Annotated in this window: 23 protein-coding genes; 17 read left to right on the top strand and 6 right to left on the bottom strand. The window is 64.1% G+C overall.

What is annotated here, in order from left to right; all coding sequences use genetic code 11:
- Positions 1-14: 14 nt before the first annotated feature.
- The 5 genes from CK218_RS19865 to CK218_RS19845 are packed head-to-tail and all read left to right on the top strand — an operon-like array spanning position 15 to position 5,747.
- Positions 15-1,022, top strand: coding sequence for an ABC transporter substrate-binding protein (locus CK218_RS19865; protein WP_095828612.1), 1,008 nt, complete (start codon positions 15-17; stop codon positions 1,020-1,022).
- Positions 1,019-1,603, top strand: a complete 585-nt coding sequence (locus tag CK218_RS19860; protein ID WP_179294541.1) for an SCO family protein — start codon at positions 1,019-1,021, stop codon at positions 1,601-1,603. The genes CK218_RS19865 and CK218_RS19860 overlap by 4 nt, the downstream gene beginning before the upstream one ends.
- The gene (locus CK218_RS19855) at positions 1,569-4,223 is read left to right on the top strand and encodes a GAF domain-containing protein (RefSeq protein WP_179294540.1); all 2,655 of its coding nucleotides are present in this window, start codon (positions 1,569-1,571) and stop codon (positions 4,221-4,223) included. Before CK218_RS19860 ends, CK218_RS19855 begins: the two co-directional genes overlap by 35 nt.
- Positions 4,220-4,585, top strand: coding sequence for a response regulator (locus CK218_RS19850; RefSeq protein WP_067000427.1), 366 nt, complete (start codon positions 4,220-4,222; stop codon positions 4,583-4,585). Before CK218_RS19855 ends, CK218_RS19850 begins: the two co-directional genes overlap by 4 nt.
- A gap of 13 nt (positions 4,586-4,598) precedes the next feature.
- Positions 4,599-5,747: a response regulator gene (locus tag CK218_RS19845; RefSeq protein WP_095780015.1), complete on the top strand. Its 1,149-nt coding sequence runs from the start codon at positions 4,599-4,601 to the stop codon at positions 5,745-5,747.
- 196 nt (positions 5,748-5,943) lie between these two features.
- Here CK218_RS19845 and efp read toward each other — a convergent pair whose 3' ends face one another.
- Entirely contained in the window at positions 5,944-6,513 is a 570-nt protein-coding gene (gene efp, locus CK218_RS19840) for an elongation factor P (protein WP_067000944.1), read from the bottom strand.
- A 129-nt stretch (positions 6,514-6,642) separates the two neighbouring features.
- Between efp and epmA the strand changes: the two genes are divergently transcribed.
- The 7 genes from epmA to lpxK all read left to right on the top strand — a co-directional run bounded on the left by epmA (position 6,643) and on the right by lpxK (position 13,589).
- Entirely contained in the window at positions 6,643-7,686 is a 1,044-nt protein-coding gene (gene epmA, locus CK218_RS19835; protein ID WP_095780017.1) for an EF-P lysine aminoacylase EpmA, read from the top strand.
- A 220-nt stretch (positions 7,687-7,906) separates the two neighbouring features.
- Complete coding sequence (locus tag CK218_RS19830; RefSeq protein ID WP_095828609.1) at positions 7,907-9,250, top strand: TldD/PmbA family protein; 1,344 nt, start codon at positions 7,907-7,909, stop codon at positions 9,248-9,250.
- 1 nt (position 9,251) lies between these two features.
- Positions 9,252-10,046 carry a 3'(2'),5'-bisphosphate nucleotidase CysQ gene (locus tag CK218_RS19825; protein ID WP_095828608.1) on the top strand — a complete coding sequence of 265 codons (795 nt, stop codon included), beginning with the start codon at positions 9,252-9,254 and terminating at the stop codon, positions 10,044-10,046.
- Positions 10,047-10,121: 75 nt separating this feature from the next.
- Positions 10,122-10,367 (top strand): DUF4170 domain-containing protein, encoded by a 246-nt coding sequence (locus CK218_RS19820; RefSeq protein ID WP_095828657.1) that lies wholly within the window; start codon positions 10,122-10,124, stop codon positions 10,365-10,367.
- Between the two features lie 5 nt (positions 10,368-10,372).
- Positions 10,373-11,149 carry a lysophospholipid acyltransferase family protein gene (locus tag CK218_RS19815; protein WP_095828607.1) on the top strand — a complete coding sequence of 259 codons (777 nt, stop codon included), beginning with the start codon at positions 10,373-10,375 and terminating at the stop codon, positions 11,147-11,149.
- Positions 11,146-12,462 carry a lipid IV(A) 3-deoxy-D-manno-octulosonic acid transferase gene (gene waaA / locus CK218_RS19810; protein WP_095824794.1) on the top strand — a complete coding sequence of 439 codons (1,317 nt, stop codon included), beginning with the start codon at positions 11,146-11,148 and terminating at the stop codon, positions 12,460-12,462. Before CK218_RS19815 ends, waaA begins: the two co-directional genes overlap by 4 nt.
- Positions 12,463-12,524: 62 nt before the next feature.
- On the top strand, positions 12,525-13,589 hold the full coding sequence (gene lpxK, locus CK218_RS19805; protein WP_095828606.1) for a tetraacyldisaccharide 4'-kinase: 1,065 nt from the start codon (positions 12,525-12,527) through the stop codon (positions 13,587-13,589).
- A 158-nt stretch (positions 13,590-13,747) separates the two neighbouring features.
- On the opposite strand, the gene CK218_RS19800 is transcribed toward lpxK, so the two are convergent.
- Positions 13,748-13,981: a DUF2093 domain-containing protein gene (locus CK218_RS19800; protein WP_067000947.1), complete on the bottom strand. Its 234-nt coding sequence runs from the start codon at positions 13,979-13,981 to the stop codon at positions 13,748-13,750.
- Positions 13,982-14,094: 113 nt separating this feature from the next.
- Between CK218_RS19800 and CK218_RS19795 the strand changes: the two genes are divergently transcribed.
- Positions 14,095-14,676 (top strand): hypothetical protein, encoded by a 582-nt coding sequence (locus CK218_RS19795; RefSeq protein ID WP_095828605.1) that lies wholly within the window; start codon positions 14,095-14,097, stop codon positions 14,674-14,676.
- A gap of 10 nt (positions 14,677-14,686) precedes the next feature.
- Here the strand turns inward: CK218_RS19795 and CK218_RS19790 are convergent, their stop codons facing one another.
- The gene (locus tag CK218_RS19790; protein ID WP_095828604.1) at positions 14,687-15,613 is read right to left on the bottom strand and encodes a LysR family transcriptional regulator; all 927 of its coding nucleotides are present in this window, start codon (positions 15,611-15,613) and stop codon (positions 14,687-14,689) included.
- A 90-nt stretch (positions 15,614-15,703) separates the two neighbouring features.
- Between CK218_RS19790 and CK218_RS19785 the strand changes: the two genes are divergently transcribed.
- On the top strand, positions 15,704-16,597 hold the full coding sequence (locus CK218_RS19785) for a DMT family transporter (protein WP_095828603.1): 894 nt from the start codon (positions 15,704-15,706) through the stop codon (positions 16,595-16,597).
- A gap of 173 nt (positions 16,598-16,770) precedes the next feature.
- On the opposite strand, the gene mutL is transcribed toward CK218_RS19785, so the two are convergent.
- Both mutL and CK218_RS19775 read right to left on the bottom strand, forming a co-directional pair.
- Entirely contained in the window at positions 16,771-18,648 is a 1,878-nt protein-coding gene (mutL, locus tag CK218_RS19780) for a DNA mismatch repair endonuclease MutL (protein WP_095828602.1), read from the bottom strand.
- 381 nt (positions 18,649-19,029) lie between these two features.
- Complete coding sequence (locus CK218_RS19775) at positions 19,030-19,932, bottom strand: LysR substrate-binding domain-containing protein (protein WP_095828601.1); 903 nt, start codon at positions 19,930-19,932, stop codon at positions 19,030-19,032.
- A 92-nt stretch (positions 19,933-20,024) separates the two neighbouring features.
- On the opposite strand from CK218_RS19775, the gene CK218_RS19770 reads away from it, so the two are divergent.
- Entirely contained in the window at positions 20,025-21,575 is a 1,551-nt protein-coding gene (locus CK218_RS19770) for a trimethylamine methyltransferase family protein (protein WP_095828600.1), read from the top strand.
- A 51-nt stretch (positions 21,576-21,626) separates the two neighbouring features.
- Here CK218_RS19770 and CK218_RS19765 read toward each other — a convergent pair whose 3' ends face one another.
- Positions 21,627-22,310 carry a GntR family transcriptional regulator gene (locus tag CK218_RS19765; RefSeq protein WP_067000956.1) on the bottom strand — a complete coding sequence of 228 codons (684 nt, stop codon included), beginning with the start codon at positions 22,308-22,310 and terminating at the stop codon, positions 21,627-21,629.
- 240 nt (positions 22,311-22,550) lie between these two features.
- Between CK218_RS19765 and CK218_RS19760 the strand changes: the two genes are divergently transcribed.
- Both CK218_RS19760 and CK218_RS19755 read left to right on the top strand, forming a co-directional pair.
- Positions 22,551-23,591, top strand: a complete 1,041-nt coding sequence (locus CK218_RS19760) for a proline racemase family protein (protein WP_095828599.1) — start codon at positions 22,551-22,553, stop codon at positions 23,589-23,591.
- 217 nt (positions 23,592-23,808) lie between these two features.
- Positions 23,809-25,458, top strand: a complete 1,650-nt coding sequence (locus CK218_RS19755) for an ABC transporter substrate-binding protein (RefSeq protein WP_095828598.1) — start codon at positions 23,809-23,811, stop codon at positions 25,456-25,458.
- Positions 25,459-25,479 lie beyond the last annotated feature (21 nt).

Here is a 25,479-nt window from a genome sequence, read left to right as displayed (position 1 = left end):
CGAGGGAGAACCCCATGCAAATCATCCAGAACCGTCGCCACTTCATGGCCGGAGCTGCGGCAGCAGGCGCTTCAGCTCTCATCGGCACAACGACTGACGCTTGGGCCGAGGCACTCCCTGAAACGACCTCCGTTCGCTTGCCGCGGTGGATCGATGGTGCCTACTGCTGGGCAGGCATGTACCTGGCCGGAGAGTTCCTCAAAGCGGAGGGCTTCACCGACATCCGCTACGTGCAGGGCGACGAAAAAGTCGATCAGGCGGTGTGGATTGCGCGCGGCGACACGGATTTCAGCATGAACTACGCGCCGGTCCATGTCGCGTCGATCGACGCGGGCGTGCCAATCAGGGTGCTTGGCGGTCTGCATTCCGGGTGCCTCGAGCTGATCGCCAACGACAGCATCCAAGGCATCCCGGACCTCAAGGGCAAACGGGTAGGCATGCATGACATCCATGCGCCGTCGCGCGTGCTGGTCGCCCTGATGGCCGCCTATATTGGCCTGGATCCCGTCAACGACATCGAATGGGTCGAGGAAAGCAAGCCGGTGGAAGCCTTCGCCGACGGAAAGTTCGATGCATATCTCTTCACGCCTCCGGAGACGCAGCAACTGCGCGCCAAGAAAATCGGCCACACGATCCTCAACACGACCCTGGATCGCCCTTGGTCGCAGCACTTCTGCTGCATGACCTCGGCCGCTGCGGACTACGTGAGCAGATACCCGGTGGCGACCAAGCGCGTGCTCAGGGCCATCCTCAAGGGCGCCGACCTATGCATTTCGGACCCCGCATGGAGTGCAGCGCAAATGGTCGATCGAGGTTTCGTCCCCAGCTACGAAATCGCCCTGCAAACGCTGAGCGACACGCGGTACGACGTATGGCGGGACTACGATGCCGAAGCCTCGATGCGCTTCTACGCGTTGCGCATGCAGGAGACGGGCATGATCAAGTCGAGCCCACAGCAGATCATCGCCGAGGGAACAGACTGGCGATTCCTGGAGCAGCTGAAGCGCGAGCTCAAGACGTGAGCGTATTGGCGGCCCGTATCTTGCTGCTGGCGCTGATGGCCGGGCCAGCGCAGGCGCATGATGCGCAGCACGATGAGCGATTGCCGGCAATCGGACCGGCTCCAGACTTTACGCTGACGTCGCAGGACCGGGAGCGCGTCTCGCTGCACGACTTTCGCGGCAGGGTGATCGCCATTGCATTCATCTATACGCACTGTACCGACGTCTGTTCCATGCTGACCGCCCAGATGGCCAGCGTGCAGGAAAAGTTGGGCAGTGCGTTCGGACCCAAGATCGCCTTCATTTCGATCACGGTCGACCCGGAGCGCGATACGTCCGATGTTTTGAAGCAATATGCGCAGAATTTTGGCGCCGATCTGAAGGGCTGGTCGTTTCTTACCGGCGATCCGGCGACTGTCCATGAGGTTGGACGGAAATATGGGGTCTTCGCGAAGCAGGCGGCGAACGGTGATGTCGACCATACCTTGTTGACCTCGCTCGTAGACCCGAATGGCATCTTGCGAGTACAATATCTTGGCGTCCGGTTCGACTTGGAGGAGTTCCGGGGTGACCTTCTCGGCCTCTTGGACGAAACCAAATAGCATAACGAACTGGCTCGTTGGCTGGGTTGCCCGGCTGCCGGCGCGCGTCCAGACCAAGCTCTTGATCGCGTTCCTGTCGATCGTCGGCCTGCTCATCGTGCTCGGTGCCGTCGGGTTGCAGGTGCTGAGTGGGGTCAACGATCAGACCAACGAGCTGATCAAGCTGCAGCGCAGGATCGCGGCCTACCGCCAAGTACAGCACGATACGACCACCCAGCTCTACGGTATCTCCACCGCCTTGTTGCTACAGGATAACCGGATGCTGGATACGGCGCTGCGCCAGCTCAATCAGTTCGGCTACGACCTCGAGCGCATGGAGTTCGTCGCCAAAGCCGAGGTGGAAGTGCTTGGCCAGGTCAGGCAAGAGTACGAAAAACTGACGGCCGGGGTGACGCACGTGGCAGAGCTTGTCCGCGCGGGCCGTACCGAGGAGGCGCGCAAGGTTCAGCTTGATGAAATCATACCGTCGGCTGATCGCCTCGAGCGGCTGACAAACCAGCTGGTCAACATGGCCGAAGCCGACATGGTGGCGGCCATCGAAACGACCGAGGGTGCGTACGGCACGTCCAGACTGATCGTGGTTTCGTTTGCCGTCGGCAGTATCCTGCTGGCGTTGGGGCTCGGTTACATCATCTCCTGGTCCTTGATCGAACCGGTCAAGAAGATCGAGACGCGTCTCAGCCAGATAGCGGCCGGCGACTTCGCGCAACGGGTTGCCGTCGTCAATCGCGACGAACTTGGAGTGCTCGCCGCTAACGTCAACCAGACCTCCGACCAACTGGGGCGCCTGTATCAGGAGATTGAGACACGCACCCAGCAGCTCGACGAAGCCCTTCAGCAGCAGACAGCCACTGCAGACGTTCTGAAGGTCATCAGCCGCTCTACCTTCGATTTACAGGTGGTGCTCGATACGTTGGTGGAATCGGCTGTCAGGCTCTGTCGCGCCGACAAGGGTGGCATCGTGCAGTTGCTTGATGGCGTATTCCGCTATGTGTCGACGCTTGGCTACCCCCCCAGTTTCCGTGCCTATGTCGACGCCAACCCACTTCCAGCGCTTGCCGCTGGGCGAGGCTCCGCCGTAGGGCGCGTAATCGAAGAACGGCGGATCGTGCAAATCGAAGACGTGACCGCTGATCCGGACTACCGCGTCGCCTTGATCGCTGAGGCAGGCGGATTCCGCACCGTCCTCGCTGCCCCGCTGTTGCGGGAAGGTGATCTCGTTGGCGTATTCGTCATGACGAGGGCTGAACCGCAACCGTTCAGTCCCAAAGAGATCGCGCTCGTCGAGACATTCGCCGACCAGGCCGTGATCGCCATCGAAAATGCGCGGCTCTTCGAGGCGGTGCAGGCACGGACGCGCGAGCTTGCGGCGTCGGTCGGTGAGCTCGAGGCGCTTGGCGAAGTGAGCAAGGCGGTCAATTCGACGCTGGATCTCGACACGGTGCTGAAGACGATCGTCGCCAAGGCGGTCCAGTTGTCGGCGACGGATGCTGGCACCATCTACGTGTTCAGCAGCACGCGGCAGCAATTCCGTCCGCGCGCAAACTTTGGGATGAGCGATGAGCTTATCGCCGCAGTCTCGCAGCAGACGATCGGGCTGGCCGATATGGGTATTGGCGACGCGCCTGGACGGTGCATGCCGGTGCAGTTTCCCGACCTCAGCAAGGAAACCTCATCCTTCCTTGTGAGAAAGACGATCCTCGACGCCGGATATCGCGGCATCCTGATCGTTCCGCTGCTGAGGCCCAACAAGATCGTCGGTGCATTGGTCGTCAGGCGCCACAAGCCAGGCGCCTTCGATGAGCAAGTTGTTCACCTGTTGGAGACCTTCGCAGCCCAATCGGTGGTCGCGATCCAGAATGCCAAGCTGTTCCGCGAGATCGAGGAGAAAGGGGAGGAGCTGGAAGCAGCCAGCCGCCACAAGTCCCAGTTCCTGGCGAATATGAGCCACGAACTCAGGACGCCGCTCAATTCGGTTCTGGGCTTCACAGAACTGCTGGTCGACGGCATCTATGGCGAACTCCCGGACAAGGCAAAGGCGACCGTCGCGCGAGTGCAGGCAAACGGCCGTCACCTCCTCGGGCTCATCAACGACGTGCTCGACCTGTCCAAGATCGAAGCCGGCCAGCTCACGCTGGCGATCGAGGACTACTCCGTCGCGCAGATTGTCCGATCGACCCTTACGGCGGTCGAGCCGCTGGCACGGGCGAAGGGTCTTGAGCTTTCAGCGACTGTTGCCGAGAACCTTCCAATCGGCCGTGGGGACGAACGCCGTTTGACGCAGATTCTGCTCAATCTCGCAGGCAATGCCGTCAAGTTCACCGAAACGGGTGCGGTAGATATTCTTGCCGATGCAGTCGATGGGCGCTTCGAGATCGCCGTCCGAGACACCGGTCCCGGAATTGCGTCCAAAGACCAGGCTCTTATCTTCGAAGAATTCCAGCAAGTCGACAACAGCAGCACCAGGCAGAAGGGTGGCACAGGTCTTGGCCTGGCGATCTCGAAGCGCATCGCCGAAATGCATGGCGGAACCTTAGACGTCGAGTCCGTGATCGGGTCAGGGTCGACATTCCGTCTGAAGGTCCCGATCCGGATGAATGAGGACGTGAGGGCCGCATGAGCAAACGAATCCTGATGGTCGAAGACACCGAGGACAACCGCCAAATCATCCGCGATCTCATTGCCACCACCGAATACGAACTGATCGAGGCGGCGGACGGCGCCGCCGGCATCGCTGCAGCCGGAGCACACAGGCCAGACCTGATCCTTATGGACATTCAGCTCCCGGTGATCGACGGGTATGAAGCGGCCCGCCGCATCAAGGCCGACCCGGCGCTCCGGCACATTCCGATTATCGCCGTCACCTCCTACGCGTTGTCGGGCGACAAGGCGAAAGCCCTTGCTGCTGGGTGCGATGGTTACATTGCCAAGCCATTCAGCCCACGCCAGCTGCTTTCCGAGATTCGCGGTTTCCTTTCTTGAGGGAGGCAACACCTTGCACGATCCGCCTCGCATTCTCGCGGTCGACGATACTCCGGAAAACCTCGAGATCCTGCGCATGCGTCTCGAAGCGAATGGCTATGAAGTTGTAACCGCCGCCGATGGTGAAGAGGGGCTTGCGAAAGCCCGCGAACTCACGCCGGATCTGATCCTGCTCGACATCATGATGCCGAAGCTCGACGGCATCAGTGTGGTCCGCATGCTCAAGCAGGATCACTCGCTGCGATCGATCCCCGTCATTCTGGTCACCGCGAAAGCCGACACGCGCGACGTGGTCGAGGGGCTGGACGCCGGTGGCGACGACTATCTGACAAAGCCCTTCGAGCACAGGGCGCTGCTGGCGCGGGTGCGCTCGATGTTGCGCCAGAAGGCGCTTCACGACACTGTCGCGAGCCAAGCCAAGCGCCTTGAGGACCAAGCCGCGCAACTTTCCGACTGGAACCGCTCGCTCGAGGAAACCGTCGCCGGCCAGGTGACGGAGCTCGAGCGAATGGCGCGGCTCAGGCGGTTCCTGCCCGAACAGGTCGCCGACCTCATCGTTGCGGCGGGCAATGGAGATGCGCTCTTGCAGAGCCACCGCCGCGAGGTGACGGTTGTCTTTTGCGATTTGCGCGGCTTCACGGCGTTCGCAGAGACCGCCGAACCCGAAGAAGTCATGACAGTTCTGGCCGAGTATCATTCCTGTCTCGGCGAACAAATCGTCCGTCACGAGGGGACGCTCGAGCGGTTCGTGGGCGACGGAATCGTCGTGGTTTTCAACGATCCAATGCCATGTGCCGACCACAGCGAGAGAGCTGTCTCGATGGCTGCCGCAATGCGCGAAGCGATTGACGAGCATTCCGAGCGATGGCGCAAGCGGGACTATTTGCTTGGCTTTGGGATCGGCATTGCCAGGGGCCACGCAACCATCGGGCGCATCGGTTTTGATCAGCGCTCGGATTATGCCGTCATCGGCACTGTGTCGAACCATGCCGCCCGTTTATGCGAGGAGGCCAAATCGCGCCAGATTCTTGTTAGCCAACGGGTCCTCGGAGCTGTCGAGTCGCTGGTCGAATCCGTTCCTGTTGGCGAACTGACGCTGAAGGGCTTTCGCCGCCCGATGCCTGCCTATGAAATCGTGCGGTGGATCGGTCGGCCAATCTAGCGTTGAGCGCACTCCGGCTTCGTTCGAGGGATGTGGTGCGTCGAACCACCGGCGCCGCGGCGCGGATCTGCCGTTCACGTCGCGGCAACCGCAAATCCGCTTCGGGTCAGAGCCTCACGCCCAGACGGCGGACAAACCGTGCTGACGATAGGCCCGCCTGGCCGCAGGCGAGCTGTGATAGTTGACTGCTGTACCCTCAGTCCTTGGCGCGCTCGACATAGGAGCCGTCGGCGGTCATCACCACCACGCGCGTGCCGGTCGTGATGTGCGGCGGCACGGCCGTGCGCACGCCGTTGGAAAGCACCGCAGGCTTGTAGGACGAAGACGCCGTCTGGCCCTTGGTGACCGGCTCGGTATCGACCACCTCGAAGACGGCGCGCTGCGGCAGCGTCAGCGAGATCGGCGCGCCGTTGAACTGCGCCAGCTGCACCGCCATGCCTTCCTGCAGGTAGGGCGCCATGTCGCCGACCACGCTTTCGGAGGCTACGACCTGGTCGTAGCTTTCCGGGTTCATGAAATGGAAGCCTTCGCCGTCGGAATAGAGGAAGGTGTGCTCGCGCTCCTCGACATAGGCGCGCTCGACCATCTCGGTCGTGCGGTAGCGCTCCGAGATCTTCACCCCGTCGCCGATGCGGCGCATGTCGAGCTGGGTCACCGGCGTGCCCTTGCCAGGGTGGATGTTTTCGGCAAAGAGGATGACATAGAGCTTGCCGTCCTTATCGACGACGTTGCCTTTGCGTAAGGAACTGGCGATGACCTTGACCACGATATTCAATCCCAATCGAGTTTTTCGGCCTGCAAGCGTCTTTGCCCACGAAGCGGCGACGGCGGCCATCGCGTGCGCCGTAGCGCATCTTGCGACGAACCGCCAGCCTCATCGGCGATTTTCCCGCCCATGACCGCCGCTTCGCCCTGGTGGAGGCCGCATGTACACGCCGATCGCCGGCCAAGGCTGATGGCGCGCAACGCTATTGCCGCCGCCCTGCGCGGCTGGTTCGCGGAGCGCAATTTCGTTGAGGTGACGACGGCCGCGCTGCAGGTTTCGCCCGGCAACGAAGCGCATCTTGCGGCCTTCGCCACCGAGGCGATCGCGCCGGACGCATCGCGCCAGCCGCTCTACCTTCACACCTCGCCGGAATTCGCCTGCAAGAAGCTGCTTGCCGCCGGCGAGAAGCGCATCTTCAGCCTGGGCTCCGTTTACCGAAACCGCGAGCGCGGGCCGCTGCATCATCCCGAATTCACCATGCTCGAATGGTACCGCGTCGGCGAGGCCTATGAGCGCCTGATGGCCGACTGCGCCGAATTTCTTGCGCTCGCCGCGGAAAAGGCCGGGGCCAAAAGCTTTCGTTTCCGTGGCCGCGAGGCCGATCCCTTCGCCGAGCCGGAGCGGCTGAGCGTGGCGGAAGCATTCATGCGCCATGCCGGCATCGACCTGCTGGCGACCGTCGGCGCCGACGGAAGCACCGACCGCGAAGCGCTCCACCAGGGCCTGGTCCGCGCCGGCCTGCGCACCGCGCCCGACGACAATTGGGCCGACCTGTTCAGCCGGGTGATGGTGGAAAAGGTCGAGCCGGCGCTGGGGCAGGGACGGGCGACAATCCTCTACGGCTACCCAGTCTCCGAGGCGGCTTTGGCACGGCCGAGCGCGGAGGACCCGCGCGTCGCCGAACGCTTCGAGCTTTATTGCTGCGGCGTCGAGCTTGCCAATGCGTTTGGCGAGCTCACCGATCCGGCCGAGCAGCGCCGCCGCTTCGTCGCCGAGATGGACGAGAAGGAGCGCATCTATGGCGAGCGCTATCCGCTGGACGAGGATTTCCTCGCCGCGCTTGCCATCATGCCGCAGGCGAGCGGCTCGGCCCTCGGCTTCGACCGGCTGGTGATGCTGGCAACCGGCGCCGCCAGGATCGAAGATGTGATCTGGGCGCCGGTGGCCGGCTAATTCGCACTGTTCATGCGGTTGCGGCGGGGCAGTGCGCTGCGAAGGGCCGCGATTGCCTTGAGATTGCCGCATCCGCCATTGCACAAGCGGTGGTGGAACAATAGATGGTGCAGCAGCATCCAAGACGATTGTGCGGGCTTCCAGAGATGGCGGCCCGGCATCCATGGATGTGCGGTAGCATCTGCCCTCCCGCACAGCTTGAACAAACAGGACCAACCGCATGACCGACACGCTCGACGCAGGGAAACTGACCGACCGCGTCGCGGCGCTCGTCGAGGCGGCCAAGCGCGCCGGGGCGGACGCCGCCGACGCGGTCGCCGTGCGCGGCCGTTCGGCCGGCGTGTCGGTGCGGCTGGGCAAGGTCGAAGGCACCGAATCGTCGGAAAGCGAGGACGTGTCGCTGCGCGTCTTCGTCGGCCAGCGCGTGGCGAGCGTCTCGGCCACCGCCGCCTCCGACCCGAAGGCGCTTGCCGAGCGCGCCGTCGCCATGGCGAGAGTCTCCCCCGAGGATCCGTTCCAGGGCCTTGCCGACCCAGCGCTGCTCGCCCGCAATTTGCGTGATCTCGACCTCTTCGATCCGACTGAAGTGTCGGCCGATCAGCTCAAGGAGGCGGCGCTGGCAGCGGAAGCGGCGGCCCTTGCCGTCAATGGCGTCACCAATTCCTCCGGCAGCAGCGCCAGCGCCGGCCTTGGCGGCCTGGTACTTGCGACCTCGCATGGCTTTGTCGGCCAATATGTCGCGTCGCGCTTTTCACGTTCGACCAGCGTCATTGCAGGCCAAGGCACGGCGATGGAACGCGACTATGAATTCTCCTCGCGCCAGCATTTCGCCGATCTCGACGCGCCGGAGGAGATCGGCCGCAAGGCCGGCGAACGCGCCGTGCGCCGCCTCGGCGCCCGCAAGGCGGCGACCGGCCCGGTCGACGTCGTGTTCGACCCGCGTGTTGCGCGCGGCATTGCCGGCCATCTCGCCGGCGCCATCAACGGCGCCGCGGTGGCGCGCAAGACCAGCTTCCTGCGCGACATGATGGGAAAGCAGGTAGCCTCAAGCGCGATCATCGTCACCGACGAGCCGCTGCGGCGTCGCGGCCAGGCGTCGCGGCCGTTCGACGGCGAAGGCGTCGAGGGCGACAAGCTGTTGATGGTCGACAAAGGCGTGCTCAACCATTGGTTCCTGTCGACCTCGGCCGCGCGCGAGCTTGGTCTCGTCACCAACGGCCGTGGCTCGCGCAGCGGCTCTTCGGTTTCGCCGTCCTCCACCAATCTGGCCATCGAGCCCGGCGATCGCGCGCCGGAGGAGCTGATCGCCTCGCTGCAGCGCGGCTTCTACGTCACCGAGGTCTTCGGCCAGGGCGTCGACATGGTGACCGGCGAATACAGCCGTGGCGCCTCCGGCTTCTGGATCGAGAACGGCGCGCTTGCCTATCCGGTGGCCGAGGTGACGATCGCCTCCAATTTGAAGACCATGTTCCTCAACATGGTGCCGGCGAGCGATCTCGACCGCAATTTCGGCACTGCCGCGCCGACGCTGCTGATCGAGGGGATGACCCTTGCCGGTGCCTGACATGGTCATCCCAGCCGAGACGCACGAAGACCTCGCTCTGCTGCGCGACGCCGCCCGCGAGGCGGGCACCATTGCCATGCGCTATTTCGGCCAAAACCCCCAGGTGTGGATGAAGGGCGGGACCTCGCCGGTCAGCGAGGCCGACCATGCGGCCGACGCCTATCTGCGCGAGACCCTGCTCAAGGCGCGGCCGAATTATGGCTGGCTGTCCGAAGAAACCGCCGACGATCATGCCAGGCTGTCGGCCCGCCGCACTTTCGTCGTCGACCCTATCGATGGCACGCGCGGCTTTCTCGATGGCCTGCATTCCTGGTGCGTCAGCGTCGCCGTGGTCGAGGATGGCCGCTCGCTGGCCGGCGTGCTCGAATGTCCGGCCAAGCGCGAGACCTATTGGGCGCTGCCGGGCGAGGGCGCGTTCCTCAACGGCAAGCGCATCCAGGTCCGCCAACTCGGCGATACCGTCGAGATCGGCGGGCCGAAGCCGCTGGTCGAGCGCATGCCCGCTTCCTGGCAAGCCCGGATGCGCCGCGTCGCTTACATACCCTCGCTCGCCTATCGGCTGGCGATGATCGCCAACGGCAAGCTCGACGCGACCTTCGTCAAGCCCAACGCGCATGACTGGGACATCGCCGCCGCCGACCTTGTCCTCCGCGAAGCGGGCGGCGCCTTGCTCGACCGTACCGGCAAGCCGCCGCGCTATGCCGGCGAGGTGATCAACCATGGCGCGCTCGCCGCCGGCAGCGGCGAACTGCTGGGCGTCCTGGCCGGCGTCATTGCCGGAGCTGACCAAGGGTGAGTCGGCCCACGGTTTCAAAATCGGCGGCTTTGGTCTAAACGTTTCACAAAATTCATGAATCTGCGAAGGATCGGCATGGCCGTGGAAGACGGAAAGAAACAGCTTTTGCACCTGGTGTTCGGCGGCGAGCTGAAAAAGCTGGGTGGAACCGAGTTCCGTGATCTGGATGCGCTCGACATCGTCGGCATCTACCCCGACTATCAATCGGCGCACGCCGCGTGGAAGGCGAAGGCGCAGGCCAGCGTCGACAATGCCCATATGCGCTATTTCGTCGTTCACCTGCACCGGTTGCTTGACCCGGATACAAAGGCAGCCGGTTGACATCGATGGAACATGAAGCGGTGAAAGGAGCGACGGGGCGCGCCGCCGGGCGGGGCGGGACTCGCACGCTGTGGCGCCGCATCCGAGAGCCGCTCGCCCAGTCGCGATTCGTCAAGAATTTCATCGCCAGCCTGTTCGCCTGGTTCGTGCGGCTGATTCGCATCACCAGCCCGCTGGTCAAAGGGTCGACGCAGGTCGCCGGCGGCGCCTATGCGCATCTCGAACCAGGCATCATCGCGCTGTGGCATGGCCAGCATCTCTTGACGCCGGCTTATTATCCCAAGGGCCGGCCGCTGGTCGCCATGGTCTCGCGCAGTGCCGACGCCGAGCTCAACGCGCTGATGCTGAACAGATTCGGCATCGAGGCGGTGCGCGGCTCGGGTGGCCGCGACAGTTCGAGGCATCTCGACAAAGGCGGCGCCAAAGCCTTGATCGCGCTCAAGAAAGCGCTCGTGGCCGGCAAGAATGTCGCGATGATCGCCGACATTCCGCACGGCACGCCGCGCGATGCGGGGCTGGGCATCGTGCTTTTGGCCAGGCTTTCCGGGCGCCCGATCCTGCCTTCGGCGATCGCCACCAGCCGCCGCAAGGTGCTGGAAAAGAGCTGGGACAAGACCACCATCAACCTGCCGTTCGGCCGCTCCGCCGTTGTCGTCGGGCAGCCGGTGTTCGTGCCGTCCAACGCCGACGACGCCGAGATGGAGCGAAAGCGCCAGGAGGTCACCGCCTCGCTCAACGCCGCAACCGCCGAGGCCTACCGCCTCGTGGACGGCGACGAATGAGCGAGCGCTGGGCGCGCGCGGCCCTGACCGCCTACCGTTACGCCGGGGCCGTCGCCTATCCGCTGATCGGACCCTATGTCGCCTGGCGCGCCTCGCGCGGCAAGGAAGACCGCGTTCGCCGTCGCGAGCGCTACGGCGTCGCCGGCCGTCCGCGTCCGGAAGGACCGGTCATCTGGATCCACGCCGCGAGCGTCGGCGAGACGATCGCCGTCGTGCCGCTGGTCGAAAGCATCCTCGATTACGGCGTCAACATCGTGCTGACGACCGGCACCGTGACCTCGGCCAAGGTCGCCGACGAGCGGCTTGGCAGCCGCATCATCCACCAATATGTGCCGCTCGACCTCAAGCCCGCTGTAAGCCGCTTCCTCGATCACTGGCTGCCGGAGCTGGCCATCATAGCCGAATCGGAGATCTGGCCGATGACCATCCTGGAACTCGGCGCGCGCAACGTGCCGCAGGTTCTGGTCAACGGGCGGCTGTCGGACCGTTCGTTCCGGTCGTGGAAGAAGCGCGCCGGCGTCGCCGAGGCGCTGTTCGAGAATCTTGCCCACGTCGTTGCCCAGTCGGATGTCGACGGCGAGCGGTTCCGCGTCCTCGGCGCCCGGCCGGTGACCGTTTCCGGCAACCTCAAGGTGGACACCAACCCGCCGCCGGTCGACGAGCGGGCGCTGGCGATCCTGCAGCGCCAGATCGGCTTACGCCCGACCTGGGCGGCGATCTCGACCCATGACGGGGAGGAGGTCGCCGCGGCGGAAGTCCATGCGACCCTGCACAAGCGCCACCCTGGACTGTTGACCATCGTCGTGCCCCGCCATCCCGACCGCGCGGACGCGCTGGCCGCGCAGATATCCGGCATGGGGCTGAAAGTCGCGCGCCGCAGCAAGGGCGACCGCATCACGTCCGACACCGATATCCTGCTCGGCGACACGATCGGCGAGATGGGACTTTATCTAAGGCTGACCGAGATCGCCTTCGTCGGCCGCTCGCTGACCTCCGAGGGCGGCCAGAATCCGCTCGAGCCGGCGATGCTCGACACGGCGGTGCTGGCCGGCCGCAACGTGCAGAATTTCCGCGAAGCCTATCAGCGCCTGCTCGATCGCGGCGGCGCCAAGCTGGTGCGCGACCGCGACATGCTGGCCGGCGCCGTCAATTTCCTTTTGACCAACGAGGCGGTGCGCCACGAGATGATGGCGGCGGGCGCGGCGACCGTCGACGAGATGCGCGGCGCGCTTCAGCGCACGCTGAAGTCGCTCGAACCCTACATCCAGCCGCTGGTCGTCAAGGCGCGCCTGAAAGGCGCCAACGGGCGCTAGCGCATGGCCCAAAAATTCGGATCCGATCTTTGGAAAGGGTCATGCGCCATGGAAGTCGCGCCATGACCAGCGAAGCGCCGCCCTTCTGGTGGGAAAAGCCGGACTGGCGCGTGCTGGCGCTTTCGCCGGTATCCGCGATTTATGGAATGGTGGCTGGGCGCCGCATGCGGCACGCGCCGCGCGAGAAGGTCGCGGCACCTGTGCTGTGCGTCGGCAACTTTACCGTCGGCGGCAGCGGCAAGACGCCGGTCGCCATCGCGCTGGCGAAACAGGCAAAGCGCATGCAGCTCACGCCCGGCTTCCTGTCGCGCGGCCATGGCGGATCCTTCGCCAAGCCGCATGTCGTCGATGCGCATCACGACGCGGCCAAGCATGTCGGCGACGAGCCGCTGCTGCTTGCCGAACATGCGCCGGTCGCGGTGACGGCCAACCGCGCCGCCGGCGCCAAACTGCTGATGGCAGAGCATGGCTGCGACTTCCTGATCATGGATGACGGTTTCCAGTCGGCGCGCATCCACATCGACTACGCGCTGGTCGTGGTCGACGCGCGTTTCGGCATCGGCAATGGCCGAGTCATTCCGGGCGGCCCGCTCCGGGCCAAGATCGTCGATCAGCTGGTCTTCACCGGCGGCTTGCTGAAGATGGGCGAGGGGAGCGCCGCCGATACGGTGGTGCGCCAGGCGGCGCGCGCCGGCCGGCCGATCTTTTTGGCCCATGTCGAGCCGGCGAACCCGGCGCGCTTTGCCGGCGGGCGCTTCCTTGCCTTTGCCGGCATCGGCCATCCGGAAAAATTCTTTGATACGCTGCGCGGCGTCGGCGGCGAGGTCGCGCTGTCGCGCGCTTTTCCCGATCATCATTTCTACGCCGCGGACGAGCTTGCCGATCTGGCGGCGCTTGCCAAGCGCGAGGGGCTTCGGCTTGTCACCACGGCAAAGGATGCCGCGCGGCTTCGCCACGGCGCCGCACCCGCCGGCTTCCTGGAGCAGCTCGACGTGCTTGAGATCGACGCCGTGTTCGAGATCGACCACGTGCCGGAGCGCATCATCAATGAGACGCTGGATGCATGGCGGCAGCGCAAGATGACCGTCCTTAGCCTAGGGCGACGCGAAGCGGAGCGCAGGCCATAGGATCCAAGCCGCACGTCGGCGAAGTGCAGCAAAGCCAAGAGGTACGCGATCGCGGTAAGCTATTCTCAGCCGTCGGAGCACTGCTGCGCGCTCACGGCCCATGATCTCCGCGACGCCGCTTCGCTCCTGCTCCGACCTGGGATGACGAAGTGGGGGTTCTACCCCCGCTTGCGCAGTTCCGGATGCGCCTCGATCTCACGCCGCAGCGACGCTGCCGCGTTCACATATGGCTCCTGCCTGGCGACGCTCCAGTATTTGAGCTCGTCCAGCGGGATGCTCTCGCCGGTCACCGCGCAGCGCACGAACGCGCCGGGGCTCGTCACCTGGAAGTCGCCGTCGAGATAGCGGATGCGCGCTTCCTTGCCGCCGGGGCCTTCAAAACGGTTCATCATGGAATGGCGCATAGGTTCATAGGGGTTCAATCGCCACAAATCGAAGGCAAGGTCAAGCTTGGCGCAATGCTCATGTAGTATGCCGGTTGGCACAATGGTTGTCGGGAAGCGCCATGGACATCACCAACGCCAGCGTGACGTCGCTGCTGAAAGAGGCGCTGGCGCCGCAGCCGGTGCCGTCGCCCAAGGCCGAACCTGCGACCGCGGCGCTGGTCAAGGCGCTCGTCCAGCCGCCGGCGCCGTCCGTCGTGTCCTCCGCACAGGTGGCCGCGCATGCGCTGAACGGCACGTTGCCGGCCGCTCAACCAACTCAGCGTCTGTCCTCGGCCGAGATCGAGAACGCCTACAGAGCCGTCCTGGAATCCGATGCCGGCACTAATGGCGCCTCGACGAAGTCTCCGGCTGGCAGGTCGGCGGCTGACGCCGATCAGCCTTCGCGGGCGCTGCCCCAGGTTCCACCGCCGGCCGCCGATGGCACCGCAAGGGTCGTGGCGGCGCCCTCTTCGTTCTCGCCGGTGCTTGCGTCCGGAGTGCTGGTAGCGGCCAACGCCAATGCGCCGCCGCGCGGCGGCGTTCGCAGACCCGGCCATGCCCCGCGATCCGAACCCGGCCAGACGCCGCTGTGGATGATATCGATCGTGACGGCCGTCGTCTCGGCTGCGACCACCACGATCGTGCTGATGCTGCTTCGCTGATCCGGGCGATCTAGTCCTCGTCCTGCAGGAAGGCTTCGAGCTTCTCCGGCGCCAGCCCCGCCTGTTCGGCGATGCGTCGGGCGAGATCGGCGGCGGCCGCGCGCGGCCGTCCGATCGGACGGTCGAGCCAATAGGACACCGGATTGAGCGCGACCCGCTCGTCAACGGGAACAATCCGGCCCGACTTCAACTGGTCTGCCGTCAGCGGCGGCCGCGCCAGCGCGATGCCGAGGCCGTGCGCCGCCGCGTCGAGCACCAGATTGTAGTCCTCGAAGCGCCGGTCCTGCGGGCGCGGGCGATAGTCGACTTCCTGTGCCGCGAACCAAGCGCGCCAAGCGGACGCGTCGGAATCGTTGATCAGCGGGAATTTGAGCAGCCGAGCCGGGTCGCCGTGCCCGATCTCCTTCGCCAGTTCCGGCGAGGCGATCGGGAAAATGTGCTCCTCGAAAAGCTGCACCGAGACGCGGCCCGGAATGCGGCCGCGCCCGCAGCGCACCGAAAGGTCGATGCCTTCGTCGGCAAGGTCGGCCTGGCGGTTGTCGACGTCGAGCACGATGCGCAGCCGGGTCGGGTTGTTTTCGAGCGCCGCCATGCGCGGCATCAGCCAAAGGCCGCTGACCGAAGGGATCGAAGCCAGCCGCACCACCGCGGTGCCGCGCGGCTCGACCCAGCGATCGGAATTGACCGAGATCAGCGCGAAGGCCTCGGTGGTGCGCAGGTGCAGCCGGTTGCCCTCATTGGTCAGCGTGACGCCGCGCGCGTTGCGCTCGAACACCTTGAGCCCGAGCCAGTCCTCCAGCTTGGCGATCTGACGGCTGATCGCGCCATGGGTGAGGTTGAGCCTTTCGGCCGCTGCGGAAAAGCTTCCCGTCCGCGCCGCCGCGTCGAAGGCGCGCAAAGTCTCGAGCGGCAATAGCTGGTCAGAGCTGTGAGGCATGCTCACAGCTGACCCTCGAATTGCTCGTTTGTCAATCGGCGGGCAATGACGTTTTCTCTCTCTATGGCACTGAGAGACGAGGATTCGGCAATGAGCGCTTACACCGGCACGTTGAATGAGACACAGCGCATGGACACCACGGCCGCGATCGCGGTGGCGCTGACGGTGGTCGGCTGGGCGTCTGCCTTCCCGGCGATCCGCGCCGGCCTTGCCGCCTTCCAGCCGCTGGAGCTCGGGGCGCTGCGCTTCGCCATCGCGGCCGTGCCGGCGGCGATCTTCCTTGCGGTCAAGCGTCCGGCGCTGCCGAGGATCGATGAGCTGTGGCGTTTCGGCTTCGGCGGTGCCATCTTCGTCGCGCTCTACACCGCCATGCTCAATTTCGGCGAGCTCACCGTCTCGGCGGGCGCCGCCGGCTTCATCATCAATGTCAGCCCGATCTTCACGGCCATCATGGCCATGGCGTTGCTCGGCGAGCGCTTTTCCGGCATGGCCTGGCTCGGCACGGTGATCTCGTTTGCCGGCATCGGCATCATCGCGGTGGCGGACGGCCATGGCCTTCATTTCAACACCGGCGCCTTGCTGGTGCTGGGCTCCGCCCTTTGCTCGGCCGTCAACACCATCGTCCAGAAGCCGCTCTTTGCGCGCCATCATCCGCTGACGATCGCCGCTTCCAACATGGTGCTCGGCGCGCTCTGCCTGTCGCCCTTCCTGGCGGAAGCGTTTGTGCAGGCCGCGGTCGCCGACATGGCCGGCCTCGGCGCCGTCATCTATCTGGGCATCGTGCCCAGCCTGATCGCCTATGCCGCCTGGGCCACCGCGCTGTCGCGCCTGCCGGCCGCGCGCGCCTCGAACTTCCTCTATCTGGTCTCGCCGACCTCCGCCCTGATCGGTTTCTTCTGGCTCGGCGAAGTGCCGACACTCTTCGGCATCCTCGGCGGCGCACTGGCGCTCGGCGGTGTGATCGTGGTGAATTTGAAGCGGTAAGTCAGAGGGTCGAGGCCGGTTCCTGACTCAAGAAAAGCGCCGCCTCGAGCGGACCTTTATCTGGCCGCTACGCGGCCACGAGAACAGGTTGGTGCTGGCGCTGAAGGTCTCCTCTCCCCATCGGGAGAAGTCAGCGGAAGTGAAGCGGAGGCTGGGTGAGGGCTTTGGTGCGCTCACCTTCGCCCGAACAATCTTTCAATGTCGGCGAGTTTCAGCTCGATATAGGTCGGCCTGCCATGGTTGCAGGTGCCGGAGCCGGGCGTCGCCTCCATTTGGCGCAGCAGCGCGTTCATCTCCTCGGCCTTGAGCAGGCGGCCCGAGCGCACCGAGCCGTGACAAGCCATGGTCGCGGCTATTCTGTCCAGCCGTTCCTTCAGCGTCTCGACCGTGTCGTTGTCGGCGATCTCGTCGGCGAGGTCACGCACCAGTTGCTGCACATTGGTTTCGCCGAGCATCGACGGCGTCTCGCGCACCGCCACCGCGCCCGGGCCGAAGCGCTCCAGGCCGAGGCCGAATTTGGCGAGCGTCTCGGAATGCATCGCCAGCCGCTCGGCATCCTCTTCCGGGAGGTCGACGATCTCGGGCAAAAGCAGCATCTGCGAAGGCACGGCGCGAGAGTGCAGCGCGTTCTTCAAGGCCTCGTAGACGAGGCGCTCATGTGCGGCATGCTGGTCGACGATGATCAGCGAATCCCGGGTCTGGGCGACGATATAGTTCTCATGCACCTGAGCGCGCGCCGCGCCCAGCACAGTGCCGTGCAGCGCCTCGGCCGGCTCGGCGATGCCCGCCCGCGCGTCGGCGCTTGCCAGCGGCCCGGTGTCGAAGGCAGCCTGATCGTTCTCGGCGAAGCCGCCTCGCGCCGGCCGCGCTTCGCCCATGTCGAGCGGCCGCTGCGGCGAGCGCGCCAAAGTCGAACCATGATCAAAGCTGGAGCCGGAGGCGCGAAAAGCGGCCTCATAGCTGCGGTGGCCATTGGCCGGCCCGGGATGCGAATAGGACGCCGCGCCGGGCCGGAAAGCCGCCATCATGCCGGCCGCGCCGGTGGTCGCGGCGCGGATGCCGGCGTCGGCCATCGCCTCGCGGATGGCGCCGACAATCAACCCGCGCACCAGGCCGGGATCGCGGAAACGGACATCGGCCTTGGCCGGATGGACATTGACGTCGACGGTCGCCGGATCGAGCGAAAGGAACAGCACGGTCACCGCATGCCGGTCGCGCGGCAGCACATCGGCGAAGGCGCCGCGGATGGCGCCGGCGATCAGCTTGTCGCGCACCGGCCGGCCGTTGACATAGGCATATTGCTGCAGCGCATTCGCCCGCGTGAAGGATGGAATGGAGACGTGGCCGGCAAGATGCACGCCATCGCGCGTGGCATCGATGGGGATGGCATTGTCGGGGAAGTCGGCGCCCATCACTTGCGCGACGCGTTGCAGCCGGCCTTCCGGACCATCGCCGGTCGCCGGCAGTTCCATCGTGGCGCGGTCCGTGCCGGCAAGCGTGAAGCGCACGGCGGGGAAGGCGATGGCGATGCGCTTGACCACATCACTGGTCGCCGAGCTTTCGGCCCGCTCGCCCTTCATGAATTTGAGCCTTGCCGGCGTGGCGAAGAACAGATCCCGTACCTCGACCGTGGTGCCGCGGTTTGCGGCCGCCGGCTTGACGGCCGAGACGCGACCACCCTCGATGCCGATCTCTGCGGCGCTGTCGCCGGATGCCGTGCGCGAGCGGATCGACAGCCTGGCCACCGAGCCGATCGACGGCAGCGCCTCGCCACGAAAGCCGAGCGAGCGGATGTCATGGATGTCATCCGAAAGCTTGGACGTGCAGTGGCGGGCGATCGCCAGCGCCAGTTCGCGCTCCGGGATGCCGGAGCCGTCGTCGGTGACCCGGATCAGGGTCAGCCCGCCGCCGGCGGTGACAATCTCCACGCGCGACGCGCCGGCATCGAGCGCATTCTCGACCAGTTCCTTCACCACGCTCGCCGGACGCTCGATGACCTCGCCGGCGGCGATCTGGTTGATCATCGTTTCGGATAGCTGGCGGATGGGCATCCGGAGATTATAGTCGGATTCGACAGCGTTGGGGGAGGGGCAGGATGAGGTTGGCAACAACTGATGGGATTGTGCTGCCCGGGTATGGCAATGGCCGGATATTGCACTGACTTGGGTCAACTCCCATGTTGATTGTGCGGTTATCGCCTTGATTTAGTGGCTTTGTAGCCTGCAATGAGAGGGCTTTGTCGTGGACGTAATTTTAGATTTCATGATGGTAAAATGGGCGGAGTGGATAAAAAAGAGAAGGAATAGAACGGTTCGGATAGCGCTATTTTCGGTCTGGGTTGCGGTTTCCGCCTGCCTAACTGCAATGTTGTTTTACATTTTGTACGTGAAAGGTCTGACCATATAGACGCCCGGTTGTTCCGTTCGTTAAACTCACGCCTGCGCCACCAGCCAGTCCCTGACCCTTCTCGCATTGTCACGCAGTTCGCGGTTCTTCGGCCAGATGACGTGGAAGCCGATGCCGGTTCGCATCACGTGATCGGTCACCGGCACCAGCAGCCCGGAAGCCACTAGGCGCTCGACCAGATGCCGCCAACCGAGCGAGATGCCCTGGCCTTCCATCACCGCCTGGATCACCAGCGCATAGTCGTTGATGCGCAGTCCGTGTTCGGCGTTGCGCAGGCTGGTTCCGGCTGACGCGAACCATTCGTCCCAGTTCGGGGCCTCGCGGTAGGGCTCCTCCAGATGGATGAGCCGGTGCGTGGCGAGTTCCTCGACCGTTTTCGGCTTGCCGAATTTGGCGAGGTAGTTGGGTCCCGCGACCGGGAAGATCTCTTCCTCGGACAGCGGCAGCGAATGATAGTCCGGCCAGTCGCGCGGCATGCCGCCGCGCACGCCGAGCGGAATGCCTTCGGCGATGATGTCGAGGTCGCGGTCGGCGGTCTGGATGCGCAGATCGACGCCCGGCAGCTCGTCGCGGAATTGCTGCAGCCGCGGCATCATCCAGAACGAGCCGAAGGCGGTTGAGGCGGCCAGCGTGACATGGCCGCCCGTCGCCTGCAGGCGCAGGTCCTCCGCCGATTTGCGGATATGCGAGAGGCCGAGCGAGACGTCGGCGTGGAAGCGCTCGCCGGCCTCCGTCAGGAGCACCTGGCGATGGCGGCGCTGGAACAGCTTGGCGCCGAGCTGCTCCTCCAGCCCGCGCACGGCGTAGGACACGGCCGCCTGCGTCATGCCGAGCTCGCGCCCGGCGGCGGTGAAGCTCGACAGCCGGCCGGCCGCCTCGAAGACGATCAGGCTGCCCGCGGAGGGCAGGAGGTGGCGCAGGCTTCGCATAAGCAGAGTTTATACAAGCGATCAGGATTTTCCAGCGTCACAGCCATATCCCCTGTCGCTAAGTTGGCGGGCTATCGGAGGATGAGTTTGCCATGAATGGACCGGCCGTTGCAGTGACCGAACATGCCAATCGCAGAAGCGGTGGTCGACTGGGGCGCAAGGCGATACGGGGCGCTCCCATAGCCTCGTTTCCGACGCTGGTGCGTCAGATCCCCGCCTATCAGTTGGTCCCCGACGAGGCGGTGGAGCTGATCCACCAGGAATCGCTCTCGATCCTCGAAGAGGTGGGTTGCGAGTTCCGCGACGACGAGGCGATCGCCCTGTGGAAGGCCGCCGGAGCCGATGTCTCAGAGACGCGCGTCCGCATCGACCGTGCGCTGTTGATGGAGCTGGTTTCCAAGGTCCCATCGGAATTCACCCTCAATGCCCGCAACCCCGAGCGCACCGTTCGCGTCGGCGGCAAGAACTCCATCTTCGTGCCGATGTATGGCGCGCCCTATGTGCGCGACCTCGACAACAACAGGCGCTACGGCTCGCTCGCCGATCTCAACAATTTCCACAAGCTCGCCTACATGGCGCCGGCGCTGCACTCGTCGAGCTCGGTCATCTGCGAGCCGATGGAAATTGCCGTCCCGAAGCGGCACCTGCACATCATCCATTCGGCGCTGAAGCACTCCGACAAGCCGTTCATGGGCATCGTGACGTCGAAAGAGCGCGCCGAAGACACGATGGCAATGGCCGGCATCGTGTTTGGCGAGCAGTTTGTCCGCGACAATTCGGTTCTGGTGTCGATCACCAACTGCAACTCGCCGCTGGTGTGGGACGCCACCATGCTGGACGCCATGAAGGTCTATGCGCGCAGCAACCAGCCGCTGATCCTGGCGCCCTTCGCGCTCTGCGGCGCCTCGACCTCGGCCTCCGCCGTTGGCGCAGTCGCGCAGGTCAATGCGGAAGCGCTTGCGGGTGTGGCGTTCACGCAGCTCCTGCGTCCCGGCTCGCCGCAGATCTACGGCCAGTTCATGGTCACCGTCGACATGAAGACCGGGGCGCCGATGGGCGGCACGCCGGAGGCGGCGCAGATGATGTATCTGATGGGCGCGCTGGCCAGGAAATACAAATTGCCCTGGCGCACGTCGGGCTTCCACGTCGGCTCCAAGCTCAACGATGCCCAGGCCGGCTACGAGGCGAACATGCTGATGCATGCCGCCATCCTCGCCGGCGCCAACTACATCTGGCACTCGGCCGGATGGCTTGAGGCGGGGCTGACCTGCGGCTATTCGAAATTCGCCACCGACTGCGAGCAGCTTGTCGGCTGGTACAAATATGCCGGCGGCCTTCCCTTCGACGACTTCAAGGAGGCGATGGCGGCGATCCGCGAGGTCGGGCCGCAGGGCCATTTCCTCGGCACCCAGCACACGCTCGAACATTTCGAGTCCGCCTTCTTCATGCCCTCGATCATGGACTTCAATTCGTACGAGCAGTGGAACGCCGAAGGCGCGAAGGATCACGACACGCGCGGCCGCGAAAGGGCGCGCAACATGCTCGCCGACTACCAGGAGCCGAAGCTCGACGAGGACATTGCCGAAGGTCTCAAGGATTTGATCGCGCGGCGCGAGGAAAAGCTGCCTGATACCGTTAGTTGACAAAAATGGGCAAAGGCCGTCGGCAATCGTGACTGACAGCAAGCCAATGGCTCAGCCAGCGCGCACCTTGCCGTTCGCTAGGTGTTTCTGAAGCGATTGACAGGCGTTCATAATATGATCGTAGACCAACTTTGCGGCCTGTTCGGTCTCGCCAGCGCGACAGGCGGCCAGGATTTCGCGATGTTCTCGATCCGCAAGCTCATGACCGCCGGAAATCGTCAGCTGAACTCGCAGATAGCGTTCGATGCGATCGTTAACCGACCGGATCATGCGGAGCAGATATGGTCGCCCGGCGTCTAGATAAAGACTGGAATGGAACTCCCAATTTAGTTCCGCCCAGCGGCCGACGTCGGTTTCCTTCGCAAAGGAGTCGCAACTTGCTTGCGCTTTATCGAAGGTCTTCTCGTTCATGTGGGGGAGGGAAAGCCGAATTGCGTTCGATTCCAGCATGGCTCGGACCTCGAAAATCTGCACGATCTCCGGTTCCGACATGCTGGCGACAATTGCGCCCTTGTTTCGCTGAAATGCCACGAATCCCTCTGCCTCGAGCCGCTTCAAAGCTTCGCGCACCGGAATCTTGCTGATGTTGAACATGCGGGCGACGTCGTCTTGCCTGATCGGTTCGCCCTCATCAAGCGACCCGGATATGATTGCTCCGCGGATGAACTTCAAAACCACGTCGGAAGCGGTGGGGGCGGCACCCAAATCGGGAATGTCGGCAAATGCAAATGGCACGTGTAGAGTCTCCGCACGGAGCGTCAGATCTGCAAACATAGATATCGTAGACGATGTTCGCGATCAAATACGCTCGCGATTCTGCTCAACCCGAGTGTCTGCATGGCCTGAGCCGGCGTGGGCTCTTTTGAGCCCGGCCGATCAGCAGCGACTGGCGCATTTCCCTTCAATCGAGCCTTGACGAGAGCCGAAGATCGTATACGATATTCAATCGGCAGCCGCGGCTCTGGGGACTCCCGAATGCGAAGCACGAAAGTCATCCATGTTGTTTCCTGCCACGCGGAGGGCGAAGTCGGGGATGTCATCGTTGGCGGGGTGTCTCCTCCGCCGGGAGACACCGTCTGGGACCAGCGCAAATGGATCGCAGAAGACAACGGACTTCGTAACTTCGTTCTCAATGAACCGCGCGGCGGCGTCTTCCGGCACGTCAACCTTCTGGTCCCTCCCAAGCATCCCGACGCGCAGATGGCTTGGATCATAATGGAGCCGGAGGATACGCCCCCGATGTCCGGCTCCAATTCGATTTGCGTCTCCACGGTAATTCTGGACACCGGGATCATCCCCATGCAGGAGCCGGTAACCGAAATGGTGCTCGAGGCGCCGGGCGGTCTGGTACGCGTGCGGGCCGAGTGTGCCGGAGGAAAGGCCCAGCGCATCACCGTCGAAAACGTACCATCATTCGCCAGCAGGGTCGGTGTGCCGCTTGAGGTCGATGGCCTCGGTACCATCACGGTCGACACGGCCTATGGAGGCGACAGTTTCGTCGTCGTCGACGCACCTACCCTTGGGTTAGCGCTTGAAACCGACGAGGCTCGTGATCTCGCCGAACTTGGGGTGCGCATTACCGATGCGGCCAATCGACAAATGGCGTTCTTCCACCCTGAGCGTCCCGATTGGCGCCACCATTCGTTCTGTCTTTTTGCCGGCGCCATCACCCAGGATGGCAACCGCCTCCGCGCAAAATCGGTCGTTTCGATAAAACCTGGCAAGCTCGACCGATCGCCGACCGGAACGGCGGTGTCGGCCCGCATGGCGCTCTTGCACGCGAAGGGTCAAATGACAGCCGAGGATTGGTTCACCGGTGTGTCCATCATCGGGTCAGAATTTCACGGCAAGATTCTCGGCACCACGCAGGTTGGCGGTATGCCCGCCATACGCCCTCAGATCAGCGGTCGCGGTTGGATCACCGGCATCCATCAGCACATGCTGGATCCTGAAGATCCTTGGCCGGCGGGCTATCGCGTGGCGGACACCTGGCCGATGAAGCGTGCGAAGGTGTGAAGGTGGTTCTTCGCCCGGCATCTTTCTCCAGCTCATGCCCCAAGAAGCTTGACGCTCAACAAGGCTCGTATACGATATTCGAAATGCCGCAGGATGGAGCGAGTTCTCACTATCTCAGGCAAGGCAGCGTCTCGACGCACGCTCACGCTGCAGGCGCCATCTACAGCTGAAAAAAGTGCACCAGGATGGCCAATGTTTCGCAACATGGGAGGAAAAAATGACAATCTTCAAAAGCAACGGTGATCGCGTTCCTGCCGCCATCGAGGCGATGGCTAAAGAAGCGCGCGCGGGCCGCGTGGACCGGCGCGAATTCCTGGCGCTGGCAAGCGCCTTCGGCGCCTCGACGGCTTTCGCCTATGGCATGATCGGCCTTGCCGCACCGACAAAAGCCCTGGCGCAAGAGCCGAAGAAAGGCGGAACGCTGCATGTCGCGATGTCGGTCAAGGCGCAGAAGGACCCGCGCACCTATGACTGGACCGAGATGGCGAACGTCACCCGCACCTGGCTGGAGCCGCTCGTGCGCTACACGCACCAGTTCACTTTCGAGCCGGTGCTGCTCGAAAGCTGGGACGTCAACGACGACGCCACCGAATACACGCTGCATCTGCGCAAAGGCGTCACCTGGAACAACGGCGATGCCTTCAACGCCGATGACGTGGTCTTCAACCTCAATCGCTGGTGCGAGAAGGGGGCTTCCGGCAATTCCATGGCCGCCCGCGTCGGCGCGCTGGTCGATGCCAAGACCGGCAAGGCAAGGGATGGCGCGATCACCAAGGTCGATGACCATACGGTCAAGCTGAAGCTGTCCGAGGCCGATATCGCGATCATTCCGGGTTTCACGGACTATCCGGCGCTGGTCGTGCATCGCAACTTCGACAAGGACGGCGCCGATCCGATCAAGAAGCCGATCGGCACCGGGGCTTTCGAGCTGGTGTCTTACGATGTCGGCCAGAAAGCCGTGGTCAAGCGCCGCGAGAACGGCAAGTGGTGGGGTGGCGAAGCGCCGCTCGACGGGGTCGAGTTCATCGACTACGGCACCGACTTCAACGCCACGCTGAATGCCTTCGATTCGGGCGAGATCGACCTCGATTTCGAAACGCCGGCCGACTTCATCGACCCCCTCGACAAGATGGATCTGGTGAAATCGGAAGTCGCGACGGCGACCACGCTCGTGGCGCGCACCAACATCACGCACAAGCCTTACGATGACAAACGGGTGCGCAACGCGCTGCAGATGGCCGTCGACAATAACCAGGTCATGCAGCTCGGCTACGCGGGCCGCGGCACGGTCGGCGAGAACCACCATGTCAGCCCTATCCATCCGGAATACTATCCGCTGCCGAAGAAGGAACGGGACGCGGCGGGCGCCAAGAAGCTGATGGCCGACGCCGGGCAGGCCGACTTCGAGCACGAGCTGATCACGGTCGAGGACGAATGGCAGAAGAACACCGGCGACGCGATCGCCGGCCAGTTGCGCGATGCCGGCATCAAGGTGAAGCGCACGGTGCTGCCCGGTTCGACCTTCTGGAACGACTGGACGAAATATCCTTATTCCATGACCATCTGGTACATGCGCCCGCTCGGCGTGCAGGTGCTGGCGCTGGGCTATCGCACCGGCGAGGCCTGGAACGAGACCGCGTTCTCGAACCCGGATTTCGACGCCAAGCTCACGGAGGCGCTGTCGCAGATCGACGTCGCCAAGCGCAAGGAGGTGATGAAGGACGTCGAGCAGATCCTGCAGGACTCCGGCGTCATCATCCAGCCGTTCTGGCAGAAGCTCTACTGCCACATGAACAAGAAGGTGAAGAACTACGCCATGCACCAGACCTATCAAATGGACTTCCAGAACGTCTGGCTGGAAGCTTAAGCCGCGCAGCGCAAGGACTTC

Source organism: Mesorhizobium sp. WSM3879 (genome assembly GCF_002294915.1).
Taxonomy (GTDB): domain Bacteria; phylum Pseudomonadota; class Alphaproteobacteria; order Rhizobiales; family Rhizobiaceae; genus Mesorhizobium.
The sequence above is the reverse complement of the archived record's forward strand: the minus strand, read 5'-3'. Positions and strand labels throughout refer to the sequence as shown.